This window comes from Hymenobacter segetis (assembly GCF_038448715.1).
Taxonomy (GTDB): Bacteria; Bacteroidota; Bacteroidia; order Cytophagales; family Hymenobacteraceae; genus Hymenobacter; species Hymenobacter segetis.
The window spans coordinates 1-18856 of sequence record NZ_JBCEVZ010000027.1 but is presented as its reverse complement, the minus strand read 5'-3'; the positions used below and the strand labels follow the sequence as shown (position 1 = coordinate 18856).

General features: G+C 62.0%; 10 protein-coding genes. 4 read left to right on the top strand and 6 right to left on the bottom strand.

The annotated features are described in order from the left end of the window. Positions 1 to 163: 163 nt before the first annotated feature. A complete protein-coding gene (locus AAFH49_RS12255; RefSeq protein ID WP_425293329.1) occupies positions 164 to 1525 on the bottom strand; it encodes an Nramp family divalent metal transporter in 1362 nt (453 codons plus the stop codon). Between the two features lie 275 nt (positions 1526 to 1800). On the opposite strand from AAFH49_RS12255, the gene AAFH49_RS12250 reads away from it, so the two are divergent. After that, the gene (locus tag AAFH49_RS12250; RefSeq protein WP_342298465.1) at positions 1801 to 2796 is read left to right on the top strand and encodes a cation diffusion facilitator family transporter; all 996 of its coding nucleotides are present in this window, start codon (positions 1801 to 1803) and stop codon (positions 2794 to 2796) included. A 229-nt stretch (positions 2797 to 3025) separates the two neighbouring features. On the opposite strand, the gene AAFH49_RS12245 is transcribed toward AAFH49_RS12250, so the two are convergent. Then, positions 3026 to 7099, bottom strand: coding sequence for a fibronectin type III domain-containing protein (locus AAFH49_RS12245; RefSeq protein ID WP_342298464.1), 4074 nt, complete (start codon positions 7097 to 7099; stop codon positions 3026 to 3028). 566 nt (positions 7100 to 7665) lie between these two features. Here AAFH49_RS12245 and AAFH49_RS12240 point away from each other — a divergent pair. Further along, positions 7666 to 10668 (top strand): T9SS type B sorting domain-containing protein, encoded by a 3003-nt coding sequence (locus tag AAFH49_RS12240; RefSeq protein ID WP_342298463.1) that lies wholly within the window; start codon positions 7666 to 7668, stop codon positions 10666 to 10668. 109 nt (positions 10669 to 10777) lie between these two features. Here the strand turns inward: AAFH49_RS12240 and AAFH49_RS12235 are convergent, their stop codons facing one another. Beyond that, positions 10778 to 12175, bottom strand: a complete 1398-nt coding sequence (locus AAFH49_RS12235; RefSeq protein ID WP_342298462.1) for a PQQ-dependent sugar dehydrogenase — start codon at positions 12173 to 12175, stop codon at positions 10778 to 10780. Between the two features lie 134 nt (positions 12176 to 12309). Between AAFH49_RS12235 and AAFH49_RS12230 the strand changes: the two genes are divergently transcribed. Then, entirely contained in the window at positions 12310 to 12768 is a 459-nt protein-coding gene (locus AAFH49_RS12230; protein WP_342298461.1) for a GNAT family N-acetyltransferase, read from the top strand. Positions 12769 to 12772: 4 nt separating this feature from the next. On the opposite strand, the gene AAFH49_RS12225 is transcribed toward AAFH49_RS12230, so the two are convergent. The 3 genes from AAFH49_RS12225 to AAFH49_RS12215 all read right to left on the bottom strand — a co-directional run bounded on the left by AAFH49_RS12225 (position 12773) and on the right by AAFH49_RS12215 (position 16457). After that, the gene (locus AAFH49_RS12225) at positions 12773 to 13384 is read right to left on the bottom strand and encodes a DNA-3-methyladenine glycosylase (RefSeq protein WP_342298459.1); all 612 of its coding nucleotides are present in this window, start codon (positions 13382 to 13384) and stop codon (positions 12773 to 12775) included. A 5-nt stretch (positions 13385 to 13389) separates the two neighbouring features. Continuing rightward, positions 13390 to 15339, bottom strand: coding sequence for a carboxypeptidase-like regulatory domain-containing protein (locus tag AAFH49_RS12220; RefSeq protein WP_342298458.1), 1950 nt, complete (start codon positions 15337 to 15339; stop codon positions 13390 to 13392). Between the two features lie 119 nt (positions 15340 to 15458). Next, positions 15459 to 16457, bottom strand: a complete 999-nt coding sequence (locus AAFH49_RS12215) for an aspartate-semialdehyde dehydrogenase (RefSeq protein ID WP_342298455.1) — start codon at positions 16455 to 16457, stop codon at positions 15459 to 15461. A 119-nt stretch (positions 16458 to 16576) separates the two neighbouring features. Here AAFH49_RS12215 and AAFH49_RS12210 point away from each other — a divergent pair. Then, positions 16577 to 18856, top strand: a 2280-nt coding sequence (locus tag AAFH49_RS12210; protein WP_342298453.1) for a lamin tail domain-containing protein, incomplete at its 3' end; no start/stop codon positions are given.

The window sequence follows — 18856 nt, the reverse complement described above, 5'->3', positions numbered from 1 at the left end:
GGGATTCTGCGCCGCAAAATGTGCGGGTGCTAACCTTGAAACCCAGAGTTGATTGGGAAATGGAAAAAAGTCCAGAGCGGCGAGTTACAATCTCGCCTCACCCGTTGGCTCGCAGCTCACGCCTTCACGCGCAAACTGCGGCCAGCGGGACCAGAAGAAATTATTAGCCGAAGAAGGTTTGCCAGAGCAAAAACACGTTGAGGCTGATGATGATACCCGACACTACCCAAGCCACGATTTTTACCCACGGCCGATTCACAAACACGCCCATTTTGGCCTTGCTGCTAGTGAAAAGCACCAGCGGCACCACCGCGAAACTGAGCTGCAATGAGAGAATTACCTGGCTGAGCACCAGCAGCTGCCCTGTCCCCTTCTCGCCGTAGAGGATGGCCACTATCAAGGCCGGTATCACGGCAATGAGGCGCGTAATGAGTCGGCGCACCCAGGGCTTCAGCTTCAAATCGAGGAAGCCTTCCATCACAATCTGGCCGGCCAGCGTGCCGGTCAGCGTCGAATTCTGGCCCGAGGCGAGCAGGGCAATTGCAAACAGCGCACTGGCCGCACCCGCACCCAGCACCGGCGTGAGCAATTTGTGGGCATCGGCAATATCGGCCACGTCCTCATGACCCTTGCCGTGGAAGGCCGCCGCCGCCGTCACCAGAATGGCCGCATTCACAAAAAACGCCAGAAACAGCGCCAGCGTCGAGTCGATGGTGGCGAACTTGATGGCCGAGCGTTTGCCCGGCTCGTCCTGCGGAAAGGCCCGCGTTTGCACGATGCTGGAGTGCAGGTAGAGGTTGTGCGGCATCACCGTAGCCCCCAGAATGCCGATGGCCACGTACAGCATTTGCGGGTTAGTCACCACTTCGAGGCGTGGGACCAACCCCTTGCTCAGCGCCAGCCAGTCGGGGTGCGAGGCGATGATTTCATAGAGAAAACAGCCGAAAATCAGCACGATAAGGCCGGCCACGATGTTTTCGATGATGCGAAAGCCCTTGTTCTGAAAGTATAGCACCACCAGCACATCCAGCGTGGTGAAGACCACGCCCCAGGCCAGCGGCAGGCCAAACAGCAGCTTGAGCGCAATGGCCGAGCCGATGACTTCGGCCAAGTCGCAGGCCGCGATGGCAATTTCGCACAGCACCCACAGCATCAGGCTGATGGGGCGCGAGTAGTGGTCGCGGCAGGCCTGGGCCAGGTCGCGCCCGGTCACGATGCCCAGCTTAGCCGCCAGGTGCTGGAGCAGCATGGCGAACAGGTTGGAAATCAGCACCACCGACAGCAGCGTATAGCCGTAGCGGGCCCCGCCAGCCAGGTCGGTGGCCCAGTTGCCGGGGTCCATGTATCCCACGGCCACCAGCAGGCCCGGCCCCCAGAAGGCCATCAGCTTGCGCCAGAATGGGGCATCAGCCGGTGGCACCTTGATGGTGGCGAAAACCTCGCTCAGCGAGTTGCCCCGCCGGGCGTGGCGCCAGCCGGTTTCGACGGCCGGTTGCTTGGGTTCAGTAATAATGGATGGAGGCACGTTGGAGGACTGATTCACTTCAAATTTACACATTTTTAGGTTAACCTAAAAATTATTTTCGACCGACTTAAATACATGATTGCGCGAAAAAAGTTGTGTCCGCCAGGCAATTATTCGCCGCGCCAGAAAAGCCCGGCACTGGCGCAGGTATCGGCGGCCGAACCATTTAGGTATAATCAGGCATTAGCAGCGATGCCAGCCGGCAAAGCCCCGCTCGTAATACGCCGCCCTGCTTGCGGCCGGTGCCCGACCTTTGCACCGAAAAATCCCGCCGCATGACGCCCTCCCAAACCAAGTACCGCCTCGGCCTGCTGTCCCTCGTGGTCAGCATCGGGCTCGTGGCCATCAAGTTCTACGCCTACCACCTCACCCGCTCCCAGGCAGTGCTCACCGATGCCCTGGAAAGCATCATCAACGTGGCTACCAGCGGCTTTGCGCTCTACAGCCTCTACCTGTCCAGCCTGCCCAAGGACGAAAACCACCCCTACGGCCACGGCAAAATCGAGAACCTGTCGCTCGGGTTTGAAGGGGGGCTGATTTTCATGGCCGGCGCATTCATTCTCTACAGCGCCAGCGGGCACTTCTGGCACCCCCACCCCGTGGCCCGGCCCGACTGGGGCGTGCTGCTTCTGGCCAGCACTGCCGTGGTGAACCTAGGTGTGGGCCTGCTGCTGGTGCGCAACGGCAAGCGCCTGAAATCGGTGGCGCTGGTGGGCGACGGGCAACACCTTTACATTGATGCACTCACGTCCATCGTGTCGTCGGGGGCGCTGGTGCTGGTGGCGGCCACCGGCATCGTGCGGTTCGACTCGGGCGCGGCACTGCTGCTAGGCGGCTTCATACTGGTGAATGGCGGGCGGATGCTGCGCCGGGCCGTATCGGGCCTGATGGACGAAACCGATACCGCCGTGGTGGCCGAGGTCATTGCCGAGCTTCAGGCCCAGCGCCGCGCGCCCTGGATTGACGTGCACAACCTGCGCGTACAGCGCTACGGGTCCAACCTCCACATCGACTGCCACATGCAGATGCCCTACTACTTCACCCTCGACCAGGTACACACCGAGCTGCACGATATTGAGGAGCTCATCCGGGCGCGCTTTGCCGTGGAAGTCGAAATGTTCGTACACGCCGACCCCTGCACCTTTGCCGCCTGCTCGCTGTGCCTGATGCCGGAGTGCCCGGTGCGCCAGTTTGCCCTGCGCCACGAGGTAACCTGGACCGTGCAGAACGCCGTGAAGAACGAGCGGCACCACCTCGGGCAGCCCGCTTAATTAACCCAAGTTGCGGAGCAGCCGCACAGCGGTGAAAGGCTTGTAGCACTGAGCCACCCTGAACGATAAAGCCGCCTAGCGGTGATAGAAAGGGCCAAAGAAAGAACTGAATACTTCCTGAACACGGCACCTTAATAACACCTTCACACTTCGGCCTATCCCTGGGGTTCGGGCACAAAAAAAGGGCCGGCAAATTGCCGGCCCTTTTCGTTGCGGTTAGTGCGGAGGGTTATTCCAGCACCACTTTGCGGGTCAGTACCTGGCCGCCTACCATCACGCGGAGCGTGTAGAGGCCCGTGGCCAGACCGCGGGTGCTCATGGTTTGCTCGGCGGTGCCGCTCAGGGCTTTGGTAGCCACTACCTGGCCCAGGGCGTTCAGCAGCGTAGCCTGGCCGGCTGCGCTCAGGCCACTCAGGCGCAGCGTGAGCTGGCCGGTGTTGCTCGGGTTGGGGTACACCTGCAGCGCGTCGGTGTTGGACTGAGCGCTGGTGGCAGTAACGGTACCCAGCGTGCTCACCGACATCGTGAACGAACCCGTGGCGTTGCCGGTAGCATAGTTGGAAACGGCCATGTAGTACGTGGTACCAGCGGTGAGGCCCGTTACCGAGACAGGTCCCGAAAAGCCGGTAGAACCACCCGCGCTCCGGCAGAACACCTGCGTGAAGGGGCCGGTTGCACAGTTTGGCGACGTAAACACGCGTACCGCGCCAGCGGCTGCACCTTGCAGGGTAACCGAAACCGAGGTGCTACCTGCGGCCGGGGTGAATTTGTACCATACATCGTTGGGCTGCTGGGTAGGTGCGCACGAGGGCACACTGTTCAGGCCAGTCTGGGTGCTGGTGGTGGCACCCACCGTAGTACCCGTCACCGAAGGCGTACCGGCCGTCAGCGTTACGCTACCGCAGGGGTTGTCGTTGGCCGGCGGAGTCAGAGCCGTGGTGAAGCAGAAGGGGCCGGACTGGATGCTGGTGCCGTTGAAGCTGTTGCAGACCCGCGTCACATAGAAGCAGTAGTTCGTGTTCGGTGCCAGGCCCGTGGGCTTGTAGCTCTGCGTAGTCAGGTTGGCAACCACCGTGCCGCCGGTGGGCGACAAGTTGGGACCGAGGCCGAAGCGCACCGTGTAAGTGTTGCCGGGCGTGTTGCCACCAGCCCACGTGAGGCGGGCCGTCGTGCTGGCGATGCTGTCTGCACCCAGCGCCACGGGCTCGTTGCAGTTGGGCACTGCCGACGCGCAAATGGTAAAGCTGCCCAGCGCAACGGTTGAGCTGTAGCCGAATACCCGTGCGTAGTAAGTAGTGCTGGGGGTCAGGCCCGCCAAATCAAGGTCAGGAGCCGATGCCGTTGCCGACGTGCCCGAGCAGCCCAGGGATGCAAACGTACCCGTGCAGCTTGTAGCCGAAAACACCTGTACCTGGCTGGCGGCCACGCCCGTTACCGAGAGGCGTACTGCCGTGCTGGTCGGGCCGACGGCGGCAGTGGTGAACGAGTACCACACATCGCGCGGAGCGGTGTTGGAGCCGGCGCAAGCGCTGGTGGTGATACCGGTACCCGTGGTGGCAGTAGCGCCAACAGTGGTAGTCGAGAGCGGGGAGCAGGAAGACGTCACCGGCAGCACCGTGGCGCCGCAAGGGTTGTCGTTGGTGATGGCCGTTGCGAAAGTGCCCGGACCACCTGGGGTGGAATTGGTACCACCGCCGCAGTTCAGCGTCACATAAAAATCGTAGGACGTGCCCGAGTTCAGGCCTGTAGCCGTGTACGGCGGAGCCGTCAGGTTCGGAACAACGGTGCCCGTGCCACGCACGAAGCCGGCGGGGCCGTACTCCAACGTGTAGGTGCCCGTGCCGCCGGTCAGCCACGTGAGGGTGGCAGTGGTGGTCGTGCTGGCAGTGGCGGCGAGGCCGGTCGGCCGGATACAGCCGGTAGCCGATTCCAGGACGATGTTGTCTAGGCCAATGTCCGTGCTACCGTAGTCACTCTTGCCCAGGAAACGGACGACCGACGTAGCAGACGTGCTGTTGATGGTGAACACCTGATTGGTAAAAGCAGTCGTGCTGCTGAGCTTGACCCCGCCTACGCGGCTGAAAGAGAGGCCGCCATTGGTGGAAAGCTGCACCACCAGCGAGTCGGAACCGCTGGTATTGATGAAATCAAAGGTCAGGCGTTTGGCTCCGGCCTGGCTTAGGTTCGCATACAGGTCTAAAGAGCCAAGCGTTCCGCTAGTAGCATAAGAGCTGTGGAAGCGGGCTGAATGCGCCCCCAGGCTGCCGGCCGGCGTGTAGGCTCCGTAAGTGGGGCTGGTCCAGGCAGCGATGGCCCCGTCGTCTTCGCGGCGCCAGGAGCCGTTGCCCGTGAGCGGAGTATTGCTCCAGTTGTTGTTGGGCACGTCGCGGGTATCGCAACGGCTAATCCAGGTGTTCTCAAAGCTTTCCACAATGGGCAGGGCCGCGTAGAGCGGGGCGCTGCAGCTTGTGGTGAAAGAGCCGGGGGCCGAGATTGGGCTGTTGCCCAGCGTGCCGCCGCAGTTTTGCACCACGTAGAAATCGTAAGCAGTGCTGGGAGTCAGGCCGGTGATGGTAGCCGGTGAGGTGGTAGCAGTGACGCTCTGGCCTCCGGTAGCCGGGTTGAAGCCCGTGGGGCCGTAGATGATGGTGTAGGGGCTCGTGCCGCTGGTCAGCCACGTAATAGTGGCGGCGGTAGCGGTAACGGCGGTAGCGGCGAGGCTAGCAGGCCGGAGGCAACCGGTAGCCGATTCCAGCACGATGTTGTCGAGGCCAATGTCCGTGGTGCCGTAGTCGCTCTTGCCCAAGAAACGGATTACCGACGTAGCCGAAGTGCTGTTAATATTCAGCGCCTGACCGGAGAAACCGGTTGCACTGCTGAGCTTGAATCCCCCTACACGGGTGAAAGAGGTGCCGCCATTGGTGGAAAGCTGCACCACCAGCGAGTCGGCACCGCTGGTATTAATAAAATCAAAGCTCAGACGCTTGGCTCCGGTCTGGCTTAGGTTAACATACAGGTCGAAAGCACCAGTCGAGCCGCTGGTAGCAGAATAGCTATGGAAACGGGCAGAGTGCGTGCCCAGGCTGCCGGTCGGGGTGTAAGCGCCCGAGGTGATGCTGGTCCAGGCGGCGGCAGCACCGTCGTCGTCGCGGCGCCAGGAGTTATTGCCCGTAAGTGGGTCATTGCTCCAGTTATTGCTGGGCACATCGCGGGTGTCGCAACGGTTAATCCAAGTATTCTCAAAGTTTTCCGTAACGGGGAGGGACGCGTAGAGCGGGGCGCTGCAGTTCGTGGTGAAAGAGCCGGGGGCCGAGTTTCCGCTGTTGCCGAGCGTGCCGCCGCAGTTTTGCACCACGTAAAACTGGTAAGCAGTGCTGGGGGTCAGGCCGGTGATGTTAGTCAGGGCAGTGGTGGCAGTGATGCGCTGGCCGCCGGTAGCCGGGTTGAAGCCCGTGGGGCCATAGATGATGGTGTACGGACCCGTGCCGCTGGGCACACTCCACGTAACTGTGGCGCTAGTGGACGACTGTGCCAGTACCGCCAGGTTGCGCGGGGTGGGGCAGGCGGTTACTACGGGCGGCGTGAAAGTGTATACTTGGCCGCTGGCCGGGAAAGTGGCGATGTTCTTGTTCTCCGTAGTAGTGCTGGTAGCGGGAGTAGCCGATGCATCCTGCAGCGACAGGAACGAAGAAGCTGGGCCAGTGCCCGTCGAAAGAGCACCACCCAGGCCGATGGATGCCGTGACCGCGCCCAGAGCCGCCGCTTCCGGCCGGTAAACGAGCTGCACCACGTTGGTGGTTTCATACAGCTTCACTTGCATCGACAGGCTGGCACCGGTGCCGTTGTAGCGCTTCCAGTTCAGCCACTCAAACGTAAACACCCGGTTCGGAGCCGTGCCCGTAACCAGATAGCTTGCGCGCGCGGTAGTCTCGCGCCCGTCCAGGTCATCCCAATACACCCCAATTACCGGGTGGTTGGTGGCGTTGGCAGTTGACGTGTGGGCCAGGTCATTAGAATCTGAACCCGTAGCGCCCGTGTTGAACGACAAAAAGCCGTTTGAAGAGGCGACTACACTTTGGTAGGATGTGCCATCAAAAACAAACGTAAAAGGCAGGGCAATGCTGCCCGATACAGCCACATCTGCCTGCACTGCCGCCACGTTGGTGGAAGTGGAGGCCAGTGGCGTGAAAGTGCCGGAGGAGGGCACCATGGTGTAGGTGTCTACTTGGGCCCAGGCTGGCAGGTGGAAAAGGAGCAGCAGGCTCGCTAGACGGAACCAACTGTTACGTATTGGTAACTTCATAGGGGGTGGTTAAAAAAGTGAAAGAAAAAGAGGGGGTATTGAAAAAGTGGGTGACTAAGCAGCATAGAAGAGGCTCTAAATCTACAACGCAGAGATGAATTATATTGCATCTTTCTTTTGAAAGCCTGTTTATCAGTGGTTTTACGGCAGTATAGGTATTAGCACTAAGGCGCTAAAAAGCCCGCAAGAGGCCGTGTTCCCGTCGGGGTCGGGCAGTTGCCGCCCGGGTTTGGGCTGTTGCCAGCCTGCAAAGTCCTGCTCTTCCTCCGGATTGCAATATCAGGGAGAGGGGTGAAATTTTGATGCAAGAAGAGTCAAAAAAGTTCCTGTTTTGCTCTGAAAAACATTGGCTTGGCATCTTTTTTGCTGTGCATTATTACACTTGGGCTTGTGGATAAAGGCAGTAGCTAACGCACCTGCTTCTATATATGGCCTTCGCTAACTAACCCGGGCTTCTACCAAAAAAACAGTTGGCAATAGGCATTGTAGCGCTTATTGCGTTTCTTAGCATTTCATTTTCCCTCACCCCCCTCTTAATTTTTTCACCTTAGTTCATTCATTTAAATATGAAACAAACACTACATTCACTGCCAATCCGGTGGTTAGCGATTGTTTTGCTCCTGCTGGGCGGCTTCGTGCCAGCCTTTGCCTCCCACATTCAGGGGGGCCAGATAAGCTACCGGTACCTCGGGCCGGGTGCTGGCGGAAATACCGACCGCTACGAAGTAACCGTTAGCTTTTACCGGGACTGTACCGGCATCGACCTGCCGACGACTGCCATTACCCTCGAAGCCCGTCGGGGTGGTTGCAACACGGTTGCTCAAACGGCCTCCCTGGCTCCGGTAGGGGTTGCGCAGGTGGGCCAGCCCTACTGCCCCCGCGTACAGGCTGGGGTGACGTGCTCGTCGACCTCTACTCGCCCCCTCTACGAGTTTCGCAACTACGTGGGGACCATTGACCTGCTGCCCGCAGCTGAGTGGGTGCTGAGCTACGATGACTCGGCCCGCCCCAATACCGCCAACCTCACCGGCCAGGGCTCGTTCCGCTTCGAGGCCCGCCTGAACTCGCTGGTGACGCCTGCTGGCAGCACCACGCCAATGTTCCTGCACAACACGTCGGCCCAGTTCTCTGACCAGGACAAGCCGGTACCGTACGTATCCGTGAACCAGCCCGCCTCGATACTGTTTGCCGGTTCCGAGCCCGACGGTGACTCCGTTGTTTATACCCTCGATTCGCCGCTGGCAAGCTGCGGCACGCCCAACGCTTACAAAACCCGCCCCGGAACTTGCGTACCGCCCACGCCGGTGCCCGGCTGTACGTTCACCTGCCCCACCAGCAACGGCCCTGGCCAGATATACACGCCTCAGGTTCCGATTGATGTGGTTTATGACGTAACCGGCCCTTGCCCCGGTGCCCGTACCCTCACACCACGCCTCACATTCAATGCGCAAACCGGCCTGATGCAGTTCACGCCCCGCATCTTGTATAGCACGGCTCCTGTTCAGGGCGACAACAAGTACGTGGTGGTATGTAAGATTTCGGAATACCGCCTGATACCGGGCACGCGCCAGCGGGTGCTGGTGGGCTCGGTTCGCCGCGACTTCCTGGTAACGGTAGTAGATGGCCTGGGCAACTCGTCGCCCGCTACGCCTACGGCTTCGCTCGACCCCACCCAAATCGGTGGTGCCGTAGTAAACACGCCGCAGGTGACCCGGATTTCGGTGGCTTCGTGCAACTACTCTACTGCCCGGGTAGTATTTACCGACCCCGACAACGCGGCTACCCCCGGTTCGCCCAACGGTGCCGGCCAGTTCCTCACCGTGAGCTATACCGGCGCGGGCGGCATCACGGCCCTCAACAACCTGCTGCAAAACGGCGAGATTGGCACTGCTACCCTCACGCAGAACGGCAGCTTCAGCCCGGTTATCGTGTTCAACTTCCAGCCGAACCCCGCCTTTATTGGCACGACGCTGCGCTTGCCCTTCCGGGTAGAAGATGATGCCTGCCCCATCAAAGGCGTGCAGGAGCGCATCGTTGAAATCACAGTAACCGACGGCCGCCGCGTGCGGGTGCAGTCGCAGATTACAAGCCAGGGCCTGGGCAACGTGACGCCGGTTTCCATCTGCCCCGGTGGTTCGGTGAACCTGAGCGGCCTGGTTACGCGCGTTGACTCGGTGCGCCAGCTGGTGAGCGGCGTGGTAAGAACGGTAGCTCAGAGCTACGAGCTGCGCTGGACGGCCCCCAACAACAACGGCCTGCCCGCCGTGAACAGCACCCGCCTGACGGGTCCGTTCAACATCACGGTTAACCCCACGGTGACTACGCGCTACACCCTGCAAGCCAACCCGCTGGGCAGCTCGGCCTTCCCCAACACCTTCCCCATTGACAACAACGGCCAGAGCGTTTGCGGCGATACCATGTCGGTACTCGTGCGCGTTGTGCCCGAGCCTACGGTCGCCATCACCGCATCGGCCACGCAGATATGCGCCAATTCCAACACGGTTGTGACCTTGCAGGCTTTGGCCACCCGCCCCTCGGGCGTGGGTAGCACCTTGCCCGATACCTATACCTACCGCTGGTCGGGTCCGGGCGTTGCGGCCAACACTACCGGGGCTACGCTCACGGTACAGCCCACGACTCTGGGATTTAATACGTACACGGTGGTTGCCACGGGAGCTACTGCTTTTGGCTGCGATGGAACGCAGACCGTTCGAATTGAAGTAGTGCCCTTGCCAACGGCCCGCTTGGTGGCTACGCCCGCGCTGATATGCCCCGGCAGCACGGCCAGCTTGCTGGCTTCGGCTGTCAACAACGGTGGTACCAGCACTTTTACCTACCGCTTCGCTCCGGCCAACGGCTTGGCCACTGCCGACGAAACCAAAGCCAACCCCACCGTGAACCCCACCGTAACCACCCGGTACCGGGTAACGATTACGGGCGACCCCCGCAGCGGCTGCTCCGATACCACTTCGGTGCTGGTGCGCGTGCTGCCGAGTGTTGTTGCCAACTTCACGGCTTCGGCACCGCAAGACCAAGCTGGTAATTCCGTCAGCCGCCCGCCCGTATACTTCAAGCTGACCAACCAGACGGTGACCACGGGTAACACCACGGGCGCTGCCATCGCCTACGTTTGGACCTACCAGCGCACGAGCGACCCCACCGGCCTCGCTATCAACGATGCTCCGGTTACGTTCGCCAACACCGCTGCTCCGGGCCCTTTGAAACTCGAAATCGCGGGTACCTACACCATCAAACTGGCGGTTACCGTTTCTTCCGGCAACACCAACTGTACGACTTCGACTAAACTGCAAACCGTGGTAGTGCCCGACTACCAGATACCCAACGTGATTACGCCAAATGGTGACAACCAGAACGACGTGTTCAAGGTATCGACGGCTGGTACGGCCAGCAAAATGGAGATTTACAACCGCTGGGGCCGCAAGGTGTATGAGCAGGCCAACTACCAGAACAACTGGGGCGGCGACAACCAGCCCGCTGGTGTGTACTACTACCTGCTCACCGACCGCAACGGGGTGCAGACCAAAGGCTGGGTTGAAGTAGTGCGCTAGGCATTCACTTCTCACCAGATGCATCGAAAAAGGGTGCCGCGATAATCGCGGCACCCTTTTTTATTGTGGTTGACTGCAGGCCAAACCTGTTGAATAGCTGATGGGTTACTTATTCCACCACCAGCTTGCGGGTGCTGCGGCCGGCCGCGCCATCGGCCTGCACCAAGTAGGTGCCGGGGCGCAGAGCAGCAAGGTCCAGCATGGCCGTGGTGCCCGTGGGCTGCACCGAATACACGGGGCGGCCCAACAAGTCGCTCACCGTGAGCCGGCCGCCTGGCGTGGGCAACTGCACAGTAGCCTGCCGATGGGCGGGGTTGGGAAAGATATCAAAGGATAAGCCAGTGGCCGGGCGCGTGGCCGTGGGCACGTAGGCCCGGTTTTCGAGGGTCAGAATCCGGTCGTCGGTGGCGGCAGGGTTGCCCCGGCCGTCGCGGTTGCTGGTGCCGATGTACACCTTGCCAGCCGGCGACACGCAGATGGCCCGCAGCCGACCAAAGCCAGTGAAGAAATCGGTGCGGGTAGGGATGGTGAGGCCGGCGGCATCCAGGGTGAGCTGGGTGAGCTTGTGGTCTTTGAGCACGGCCAGCAGCAGGCTGCCCCGCCAGCCGGGAATGGCCGGGTGGTCGTAGTACGTGAGGCCGGCCGGGGCAATGGTGGGCGTCCAGACGGTGAGGGGCTCGCGAACGTTGTTGGCGGTGCAGAAGTTGGCTTCGCCGAGCTGGTCGCAGAGGCCCTCCACGTTGGGCCAGCCGTAGTTACGGCCCGCTTCTATCTTGTTTATTTCGTCGTCGTTATTCGGGCCATGCTCCGAACTGTAGATGCGGCCATTGGGCAGCTGCACCAAGCCCTGCGGGTTGCGGTGGCCGAAGGTGTAGAGGCGGCTGCCGGCAATGGGATTATTGGCCGGCGTAGTACCGTCCAAGTTCAGGCGCAGGATTTTACCATTAAGCGAAGCCGTGCTTTGGGCCTGCGACTGTTGCTGAGCATCGCCGGTGCTCATCAGGAGCGTGCCGTCGGCGAGGATAAGCAGGCGGGAGCCGCTGTGCGTGGTGGCGGCGTCGATGCTGCCCAGCAGCACCAGCGGGGCCGTGAGCGTGCCCGCCGTAGCCGAATACGTGTAGCGCACCAGCTTTTCTTTGAGCCCGCCCGCGTCGGTGTAGTTATACACCACGAATACATAGGGCGAGGTGGCAAATTGCGGATGCAGCACCATGCCCAGCAGGCCGCTCTCGCCGGTTTCGGTCACGTCGGCGATGGTGAGCAGCGGCAGCACCTGCCCGGTGGACGGGTTCACACGGCTGATGCGGCCGCCGCGCTCGGTCATCCAGATAAAATTATCGGGGCCCCACACCAGCTCCCAGATGGTGTTCAGGTTGGAGGCCAGGGCCGAGACCGTGACTGTGGTGGTGCCCACCGAAAACGTGGTGAGGGCCGGTGCCTGGGCACAGGCGACGAGCGGCAGCCCCGTGGCGCACACGGCCAGCAACGCATTACGTAGAGATTTCATGGCAATAGGCAGTAGGTGATGGAATGAAAAACCGCTGTTTATCAAAAGATAACGAAACTCTGCCGCTGCCGGATGAGGCTTGCGCTCTCAAAAGCCATTTTTGTAGCTTGCAGCAACCTTACGCTATTTCCGACATGGCTGACTTTTTCACCGCCGCCCACCCCGCTGGCTACACCCTCAGCACCGACCCGGCCCGGCTCGACCTCACCGCCATTCACCGCTGGCTGAGCGAAGAATCGTACTGGGCGAAGCACATTCCGCGCGCCACCGTGGAGCGCGCCGTGGCCAACTCCCTCAATTTCGGCCTCTATGCGCCCGATGGCCGCCAGGCCGGCTTCGCCCGCGTGGTGACGGACCGGGCCACGTTTGCTTGGCTCTGCGACGTGTTTGTGCTGCCCGAATTCCGGGGCCACGGCCTCTCCAAGTGGCTGGTGAAGCAGATGCTGGCCCACCCCGACCTGCAAAACCTGCGCCGCCACCTGCTCGCCACCTTCGATGCCCATACCCTCTACCAGCGCTTCGGCTACGAGCCGCTGGACCGACCCGAGCGCTGGCTCGAAATCAAAAAGGCTAATCCGTACCCGGCACCGTAGCCCGTTACTTCGCCGGACTGGTCCACTTGCTGTCTTTCAGCCGAAACCGCCACGGCAACCCGGAGGCCTCTTCGCCGGCGTACGCCAAACCCACCCGCGCACTGGCCATTACGTCGGCATCGGCCACCCTTTCGCCGTGGTCTTCAATCCAGATGATGTCACCGGTAACCGGCTGGCCGGTGAGGGCGGGCGTGATGCCCAGCGCCTGACTCAGCACGCCCGGGCCGGCGGTGAGGGCGCGCACGGGCCGGGCCAGCCCGCGCCGGCGCAGCATCTCTTCCACGCCAATGGTTGGTTCGATGGCCCGAATGAGCACTGCATCGGGGTGCTGCGCATCGTGCGTGGCAATGTTGAATAGAGCGTGGCGGTTGTACACGGTATAGATGTAGGCGTGGCCGCCGGGCACGTGCAGGCCCTGGGCCTGGTGCCGCTTGCGCTGCAGGTGCATCGTGAGCGAGTTGTCGCCCTCATGTCGGTAGGCCTCGGTTTCGACGATACGGCCGGCAGTTATCACGCCATCGATGTGGGTGTAGAGGTGCTTGCCCAGCAGGTCGCAGGCAATGGCCAGCACATTGGGGCGCTGGAAGAAAGCGGCGGGGAGTTTGGGTTGCGGCATAAGTCTCAGCGGACGCGGTAGCGCAGCCCGATGCTCAGCAACCAGTACTGCTGCTGCCACGGCAGGCGCGTGGTGGGCTGGTCGTTCACGCGCAGGTCTACGTCGGCGGCCGGCAAATCGACGGTGGCGGAGCTGCGGAAAAGGAAGAAGCCGCTCTCCTCATCCAGCTGCAGCTGCGTTTTGCTGCGCAATGGCACCAGATAGCTGGCATCGGCCACCAGCTCGAACTTATGGCTCAGTTCCAGCCCCAGGCCCAGGGAAGGGCGCAGAGCGTCGCTCACGGTTTGCACGCGGGCGCTTAGCTCATCGGCCCCCAGGTGGGTACCATTCACGCGCAAACCAGCGTCGGGATTATCGAAAGAGCCCAGAGGGAGGCCCACAGTTTGGCGGATATAGCCCAGGCCGGCGCGGCCGTAGAGCGGCCGGTGGCGCGGGTTGAAGTTGTGCTCGTAACTCAGGCCCGCTTCCCAGCCGTCGCCCTTGAACTGCCGATACAGGCGCTGCGTGCCCAGGCTTAATGCCAACGCCGGCGTCAGGGCATACTGGTACTCAAACTGCGTGATGATGGTCAAATCCTGCGCACTCACCTGCGCCGTGCGCTGCATCTGCAGGCCGTAGCCGGCCGGCGCATACGCCACCATCAGGCCGGCTGCGGGCACGGCCAGCGGCCAGGCCCCGGCGTGCGAGCCGTAGCTAAAGCGTTTCAGAAAGCGGTCGAAGCCACTCAACTGCTTCTGCTGCGGGGCCGTCCCGGCCTCGGCGGGCTTGAACAAGGAATCCGTCTGCTGCTGGCGCTGCTGGTCGAACAGGCTTTTTTGCAGGGCCGTGGGCGGCAGCAGCGTGGTATGGCCCTGCCAGAACGCCGAGTCGTAGGCCACGGCGTTGCGCAGGAACACATCATTGTACTGGGCCCGCTCTATGTAACCGGGCCGGGGCGTTTGAGCGGTGTCGATGGCCGTGGTCAGGAATTCGCCAAAATAGTTGAGTGGCGGGCCGATGGGCAGCTTCAGCTTGGTTTGCCACCACACGGTTTTCAGATGCCAGCGGCCGGCGTAGAATTGATAAGCCACGCGCAGGCTGCGCGAGTCGGCGGCATGCGGCGAGTTGTTGAGGCCGGCGGGCGTGTAGTGCCACTCGGCCCCGAGGAAGGCGTAGCTGTCTTGGTCGATGTACATGCGGCCTTCGAAGTCGGCGCGGCGGTTGCCGGCCTTCGGCGCGAAGGTGATGACGTACACCGGGCGGTCCTGGAAGGTAGTGCCCGGCGCGAGGCGGTAGTCGTAGTCCTTGAAATGAGCGGGGTCGATGAACTGCGAGCGCCGGTGCACAAAATCGCCCATGTGCACGATGAACGGCCCGCCCGCCCAGTCGATGCGAATGGGCTGCCGGTCCGGCCGCAAATCAACCTTGCGCGACTGCTTTATCTGCACCTCCCCCTCCGCCGTGCGCCGCTGATACGGCTCCTTAAACGCCAGCAGCAGCCCCTCGGCCAAATAGCGCGGCTGCCCGGCCAGGTCGTTGTCCGACTCCCGATAGAAGCCCGTGAGCTGGGTGGGCCGCGTGGGGTAGTTGCGCGGAATGCGCGCCACCGCCTCGCGCACAATGCCCAGCACCGAGCCTGTTACCTGCACCTCGCCCAGCGCCGCCGGGCTGATTTTTAGTTCGATAAGCAGCTCCGGCCCCGGCAGCGGCGGCAGCGGCCGGCTGTAGCTGCGGTAACCCAGCAGGGCCACCGTCAGCCGTTCCCGGGCATAGGCCGGCGGGATGCTCAAAGCAAAGCGGCCGTCGTCATTCGTACTGGTGCCAATGCGGTTATCGGCCACGCCCACCTGGGCGTTGGGGATGGGCTGGTGGGTTTCGGCATCCAGCACCCGGCCTCGTAGCACCAATTGCGCCCGGGCCGGGCCGGCCAGCAGCACCAGCCACAGCAATAAAAAACGGCCCTTCAGAGCTGGCATAGGCTGAAAGCTATAGAGGCGCATAGTTGCGTCTCGGCGTTGAACGATTCCGCCCGCGCCTTTAGCGTTGGCCGTTCAATGACGAGACGCAAATATGCGCCTCCACAGCATTTTTTCAGCTATTTCGCTGGCACCTGCTGGCTCAGCAGGTACTCGGCAATCTGCACGGCGTTGGTGGCGGCACCTTTGCGCAGGTTGTCGGCCACCACCCACATATTCAGGGTTTTGGGTTGGGTTTCGTCGCGACGCAGGCGGCCTACCAGCACGGCATCTTTGCCGTGGCTGTCTTTGGGCATGGGGTAGGTGTTGGTTGAGGGGTCATCTACCAGCTCCACGCCGGGCGTGTGGGCGAGGATTTCGCGCACTTCGGCCAGGTCAAATTCCTCGGCAAACTCCACGTTGATGGACTCCGAATGCCCGCCCATCACCGGAATCCGCACGCAGGTGGCCGTCACGCGGATGCTGTCGTCGCCCATGATTTTCTTCGTTTCGTTCACCATTTTCAGCTCCTCCTTGGTGTAGCCGTTGGGCTCGAACACGTCGATGTGGGGCAGCACGTTCAGGTCGATGGGGTGCGGGTAGGCGGGGTTGCTGGCCGTTTGGCCGGCACGCTCTTCGAGGAGCTGGTCCACGGCTTTTTTGCCGGTGCCGGTCACGCTCTGGTAGGTGCTCACCACGATGCGGCGCACGCGGTATTTCTTGTGCAAATCATTCAATGCCACCACCATCTGAATGGTCGAGCAGTTGGGATTGGCAATGATTTTATCTTCCGGCGTGAGGGTGTCGGCGTTCAGCTCGGGCACCACCAGCTTCTTGGTGGGGTCCATGCGCCAGGCCGAGGAGTTGTCGATAACGGTGGTGCCCACGGCGGCGAAGCGCGGCGCGTGCTCCTTGCTCACGGAGCCGCCAGCCGAGAAAATGGCAATGTCGGGCCGGGCCGCGATGGCATCGTCCATGCTCACCACGGGGTACTTTTTGCCTTGGAACTCGATAAACTGGCCCACCGATTTGGCCGAAGCCACGGGCAGCAGCTCGGTGAGGGGAAACTGACGCTCGGCCAATACTTTCAATAGCTCGGTGCCCACCAGGCCGGTGGCACCCACAACAGCAATTTTCATGGAAAAAGCAGAAAAATAAACAGGCGCACTAACGGGCACGCGCCCGCAAATGTCGCCAGAAATGGATTACTTTAGACGCCGCGTCCGCATTTTGCCGGCTTCACCTTCTTCTGCGTCCCTTGCTGAAACACCTTTACTTCCTGCTTCTGTTCCTGCCTGGCTTCGCGCACGCCCAGCTGGCCGATAATTTCACCGACGGCAACTTCACCGCCAACCCCGCCTGGACCGGCGACGCGGCCAGCTTCCAGGTGAATACCCAGGTGCTGCAAAGTAACGGCCCGGCCGTCACCACCACCCAGATTGCCCTCAGCACGCCCTGCCAGGCTAACATCGGCACGGTCTGGGAATTCTGGGCCAACCTGAAGGTGGTTACCACTTCGGGCAACTACGCCGACGTGTGGCTCATCGCCTCGCAGACCGACCTGAAGCTCACCAGCAACTCCGGCTACTTTGTGCGCCTAGGCGGCACCGGCGGCAAAGTCAGCCTTTTTCGCAAAGACTCCACCCGCACCGCCGTCCCGCTCATCGACGGCGCGACTGGTAGCCTGTCTACCACCAACAATCTGGTGCGCGTGCGCGTGACCCGCACTACGGCCAACCAATGGACCCTAGAGCGCGACCTTACCGGCGGGCGCACCTTCGTGCCTGAGGCCGCCCAGCCCTTCGATGCCACCTACCAGCGCAGCGTGGCCATGGGCGTGTTCCTGAATTATTCGTCCACCAACAACCGCAATTTCTACTTCGACGACTTTGTGGTGACCGATGCCACGGCCCCGCTCCTGACCCGCGCCGTGCCCGCCGATGCCCGGCAGGTCGACGTGGTTTTCAACGAAGCCGTGGCCGCCGCCAGCGCCGGCCTGCCCGCCAACTACCGCCTGCAAAGCGGCGCGGGGCCGGTTTCGGCACAGCCCTCGGCCACCAACCCGGCCCTGGTGCGCCTGACTTTTGCCGCCGATTTTCCGGCCCAGAGCGTGCTGGAAGTTCGCAACGTGGCCGACATTTACGGCAACGTGGCCGCCGGACCGCTCACGGCCACCTTCACGGCCCTGCCCGCTACACCGGCTTTTGGCGAGCTTATTATCAGCGAGATTTTTGCCGATGAAACCCCACAAGTGGGCCTGCCGCTCTCCGAATACGTGGAGATTTACAACCGCAGCCTCACCAAAACCCTGAGCCTCCGCGGCGTGCGCCTGGGCAAAACCGGCAGCACCACCTTCGCCGCCTTTGCCGATACAGCCAAGCTGCTGCCCGGCCAGTATGCCATCGTCTGCGGCAGCACGCGCATCAGCCAGTTTGCCACGCCCGGCGTGAAGGTGTACGGCCCAACCAACTTCCCCTCGCTCACCAATGCCGGCGACCAACTCATTCTGCGCGGGCGCGACGGCCGCACGCTGTTTGAGGTGAGCTACTCCGACACCTGGTACCGCGACCCGCTAAAAAAGGACGGCGGCTGGAGCCTGGAAATGATTGATACCAACAACTTTTGCGCCGGGGCCGGCAACTGGATTGCCAGCACCGACCCCATTGGCGGCACGCCCGGCCGCACCAACTCGGTACGCGCCACCAATGCCGACGCCCTGGCCCCCGCCCTGCTCCGCGCCGAGCTGCCCGCGACCACCACGCTGCGCCTCACCTTCTCCGAAAAGCTGGACAGCGCCTCGGTGAGCAACGTGGCCCGCTACACCCTCGCCCCGGCCAATACCATCACCCGCGTCACGCCCATCGGGCCCGATTTCCGACAGGTCGACCTCACACTGGGCACGGCGGTTTCGACCTCGGCCATCATTAATGTCACCGTGCAAACGGCTTCCGACTGCGTGGGCAACGTGAGCGGCAGCCTGCAAACGGCCACCGTGGCTCCTCCCTCCACGCCCGTGGTAGGCGACTTGATTATCAGCGAAATATTTGCCGATGAAACCCCGCAGGTGGGCCTGCCAATGTTTGAGTATCTGGAGATTTACAATCGCAACGCTACCAAAACCATCAGTTTGCGCGGCGTGCGTTTGGGCAAGGGCGGTACTGCCACGGTAGCCGTTTTTGCTGATACTGCCCGCCTGGCCCCCGGCCAGTACGCCATTGTGTGCGGCAGCACCCACACCACCGATTTTGCAACCTACGGCAAGGTGTACGGCCCCACCAATTTCCCCTCTCTCAGCAACGGCGGCGACCAGCTCATTTTGCGCGGCGCGGACGGCCGCACGCTGTTTGAAGTGACGTATTCCGATGCCTGGTACCGCGATGCCACGAAGAAGGACGGCGGCTGGAGCCTGGAAATGATTGACGCGAATAACTACTGCGGCGGGGCCGGAAACTGGACCGCCAGCACCAACCCCAGCGGCGGCACGCCCGGCCGCGCCAACTCGGTGCGCGCCAATAATGCCGATGCCTTGGCCCCCGCC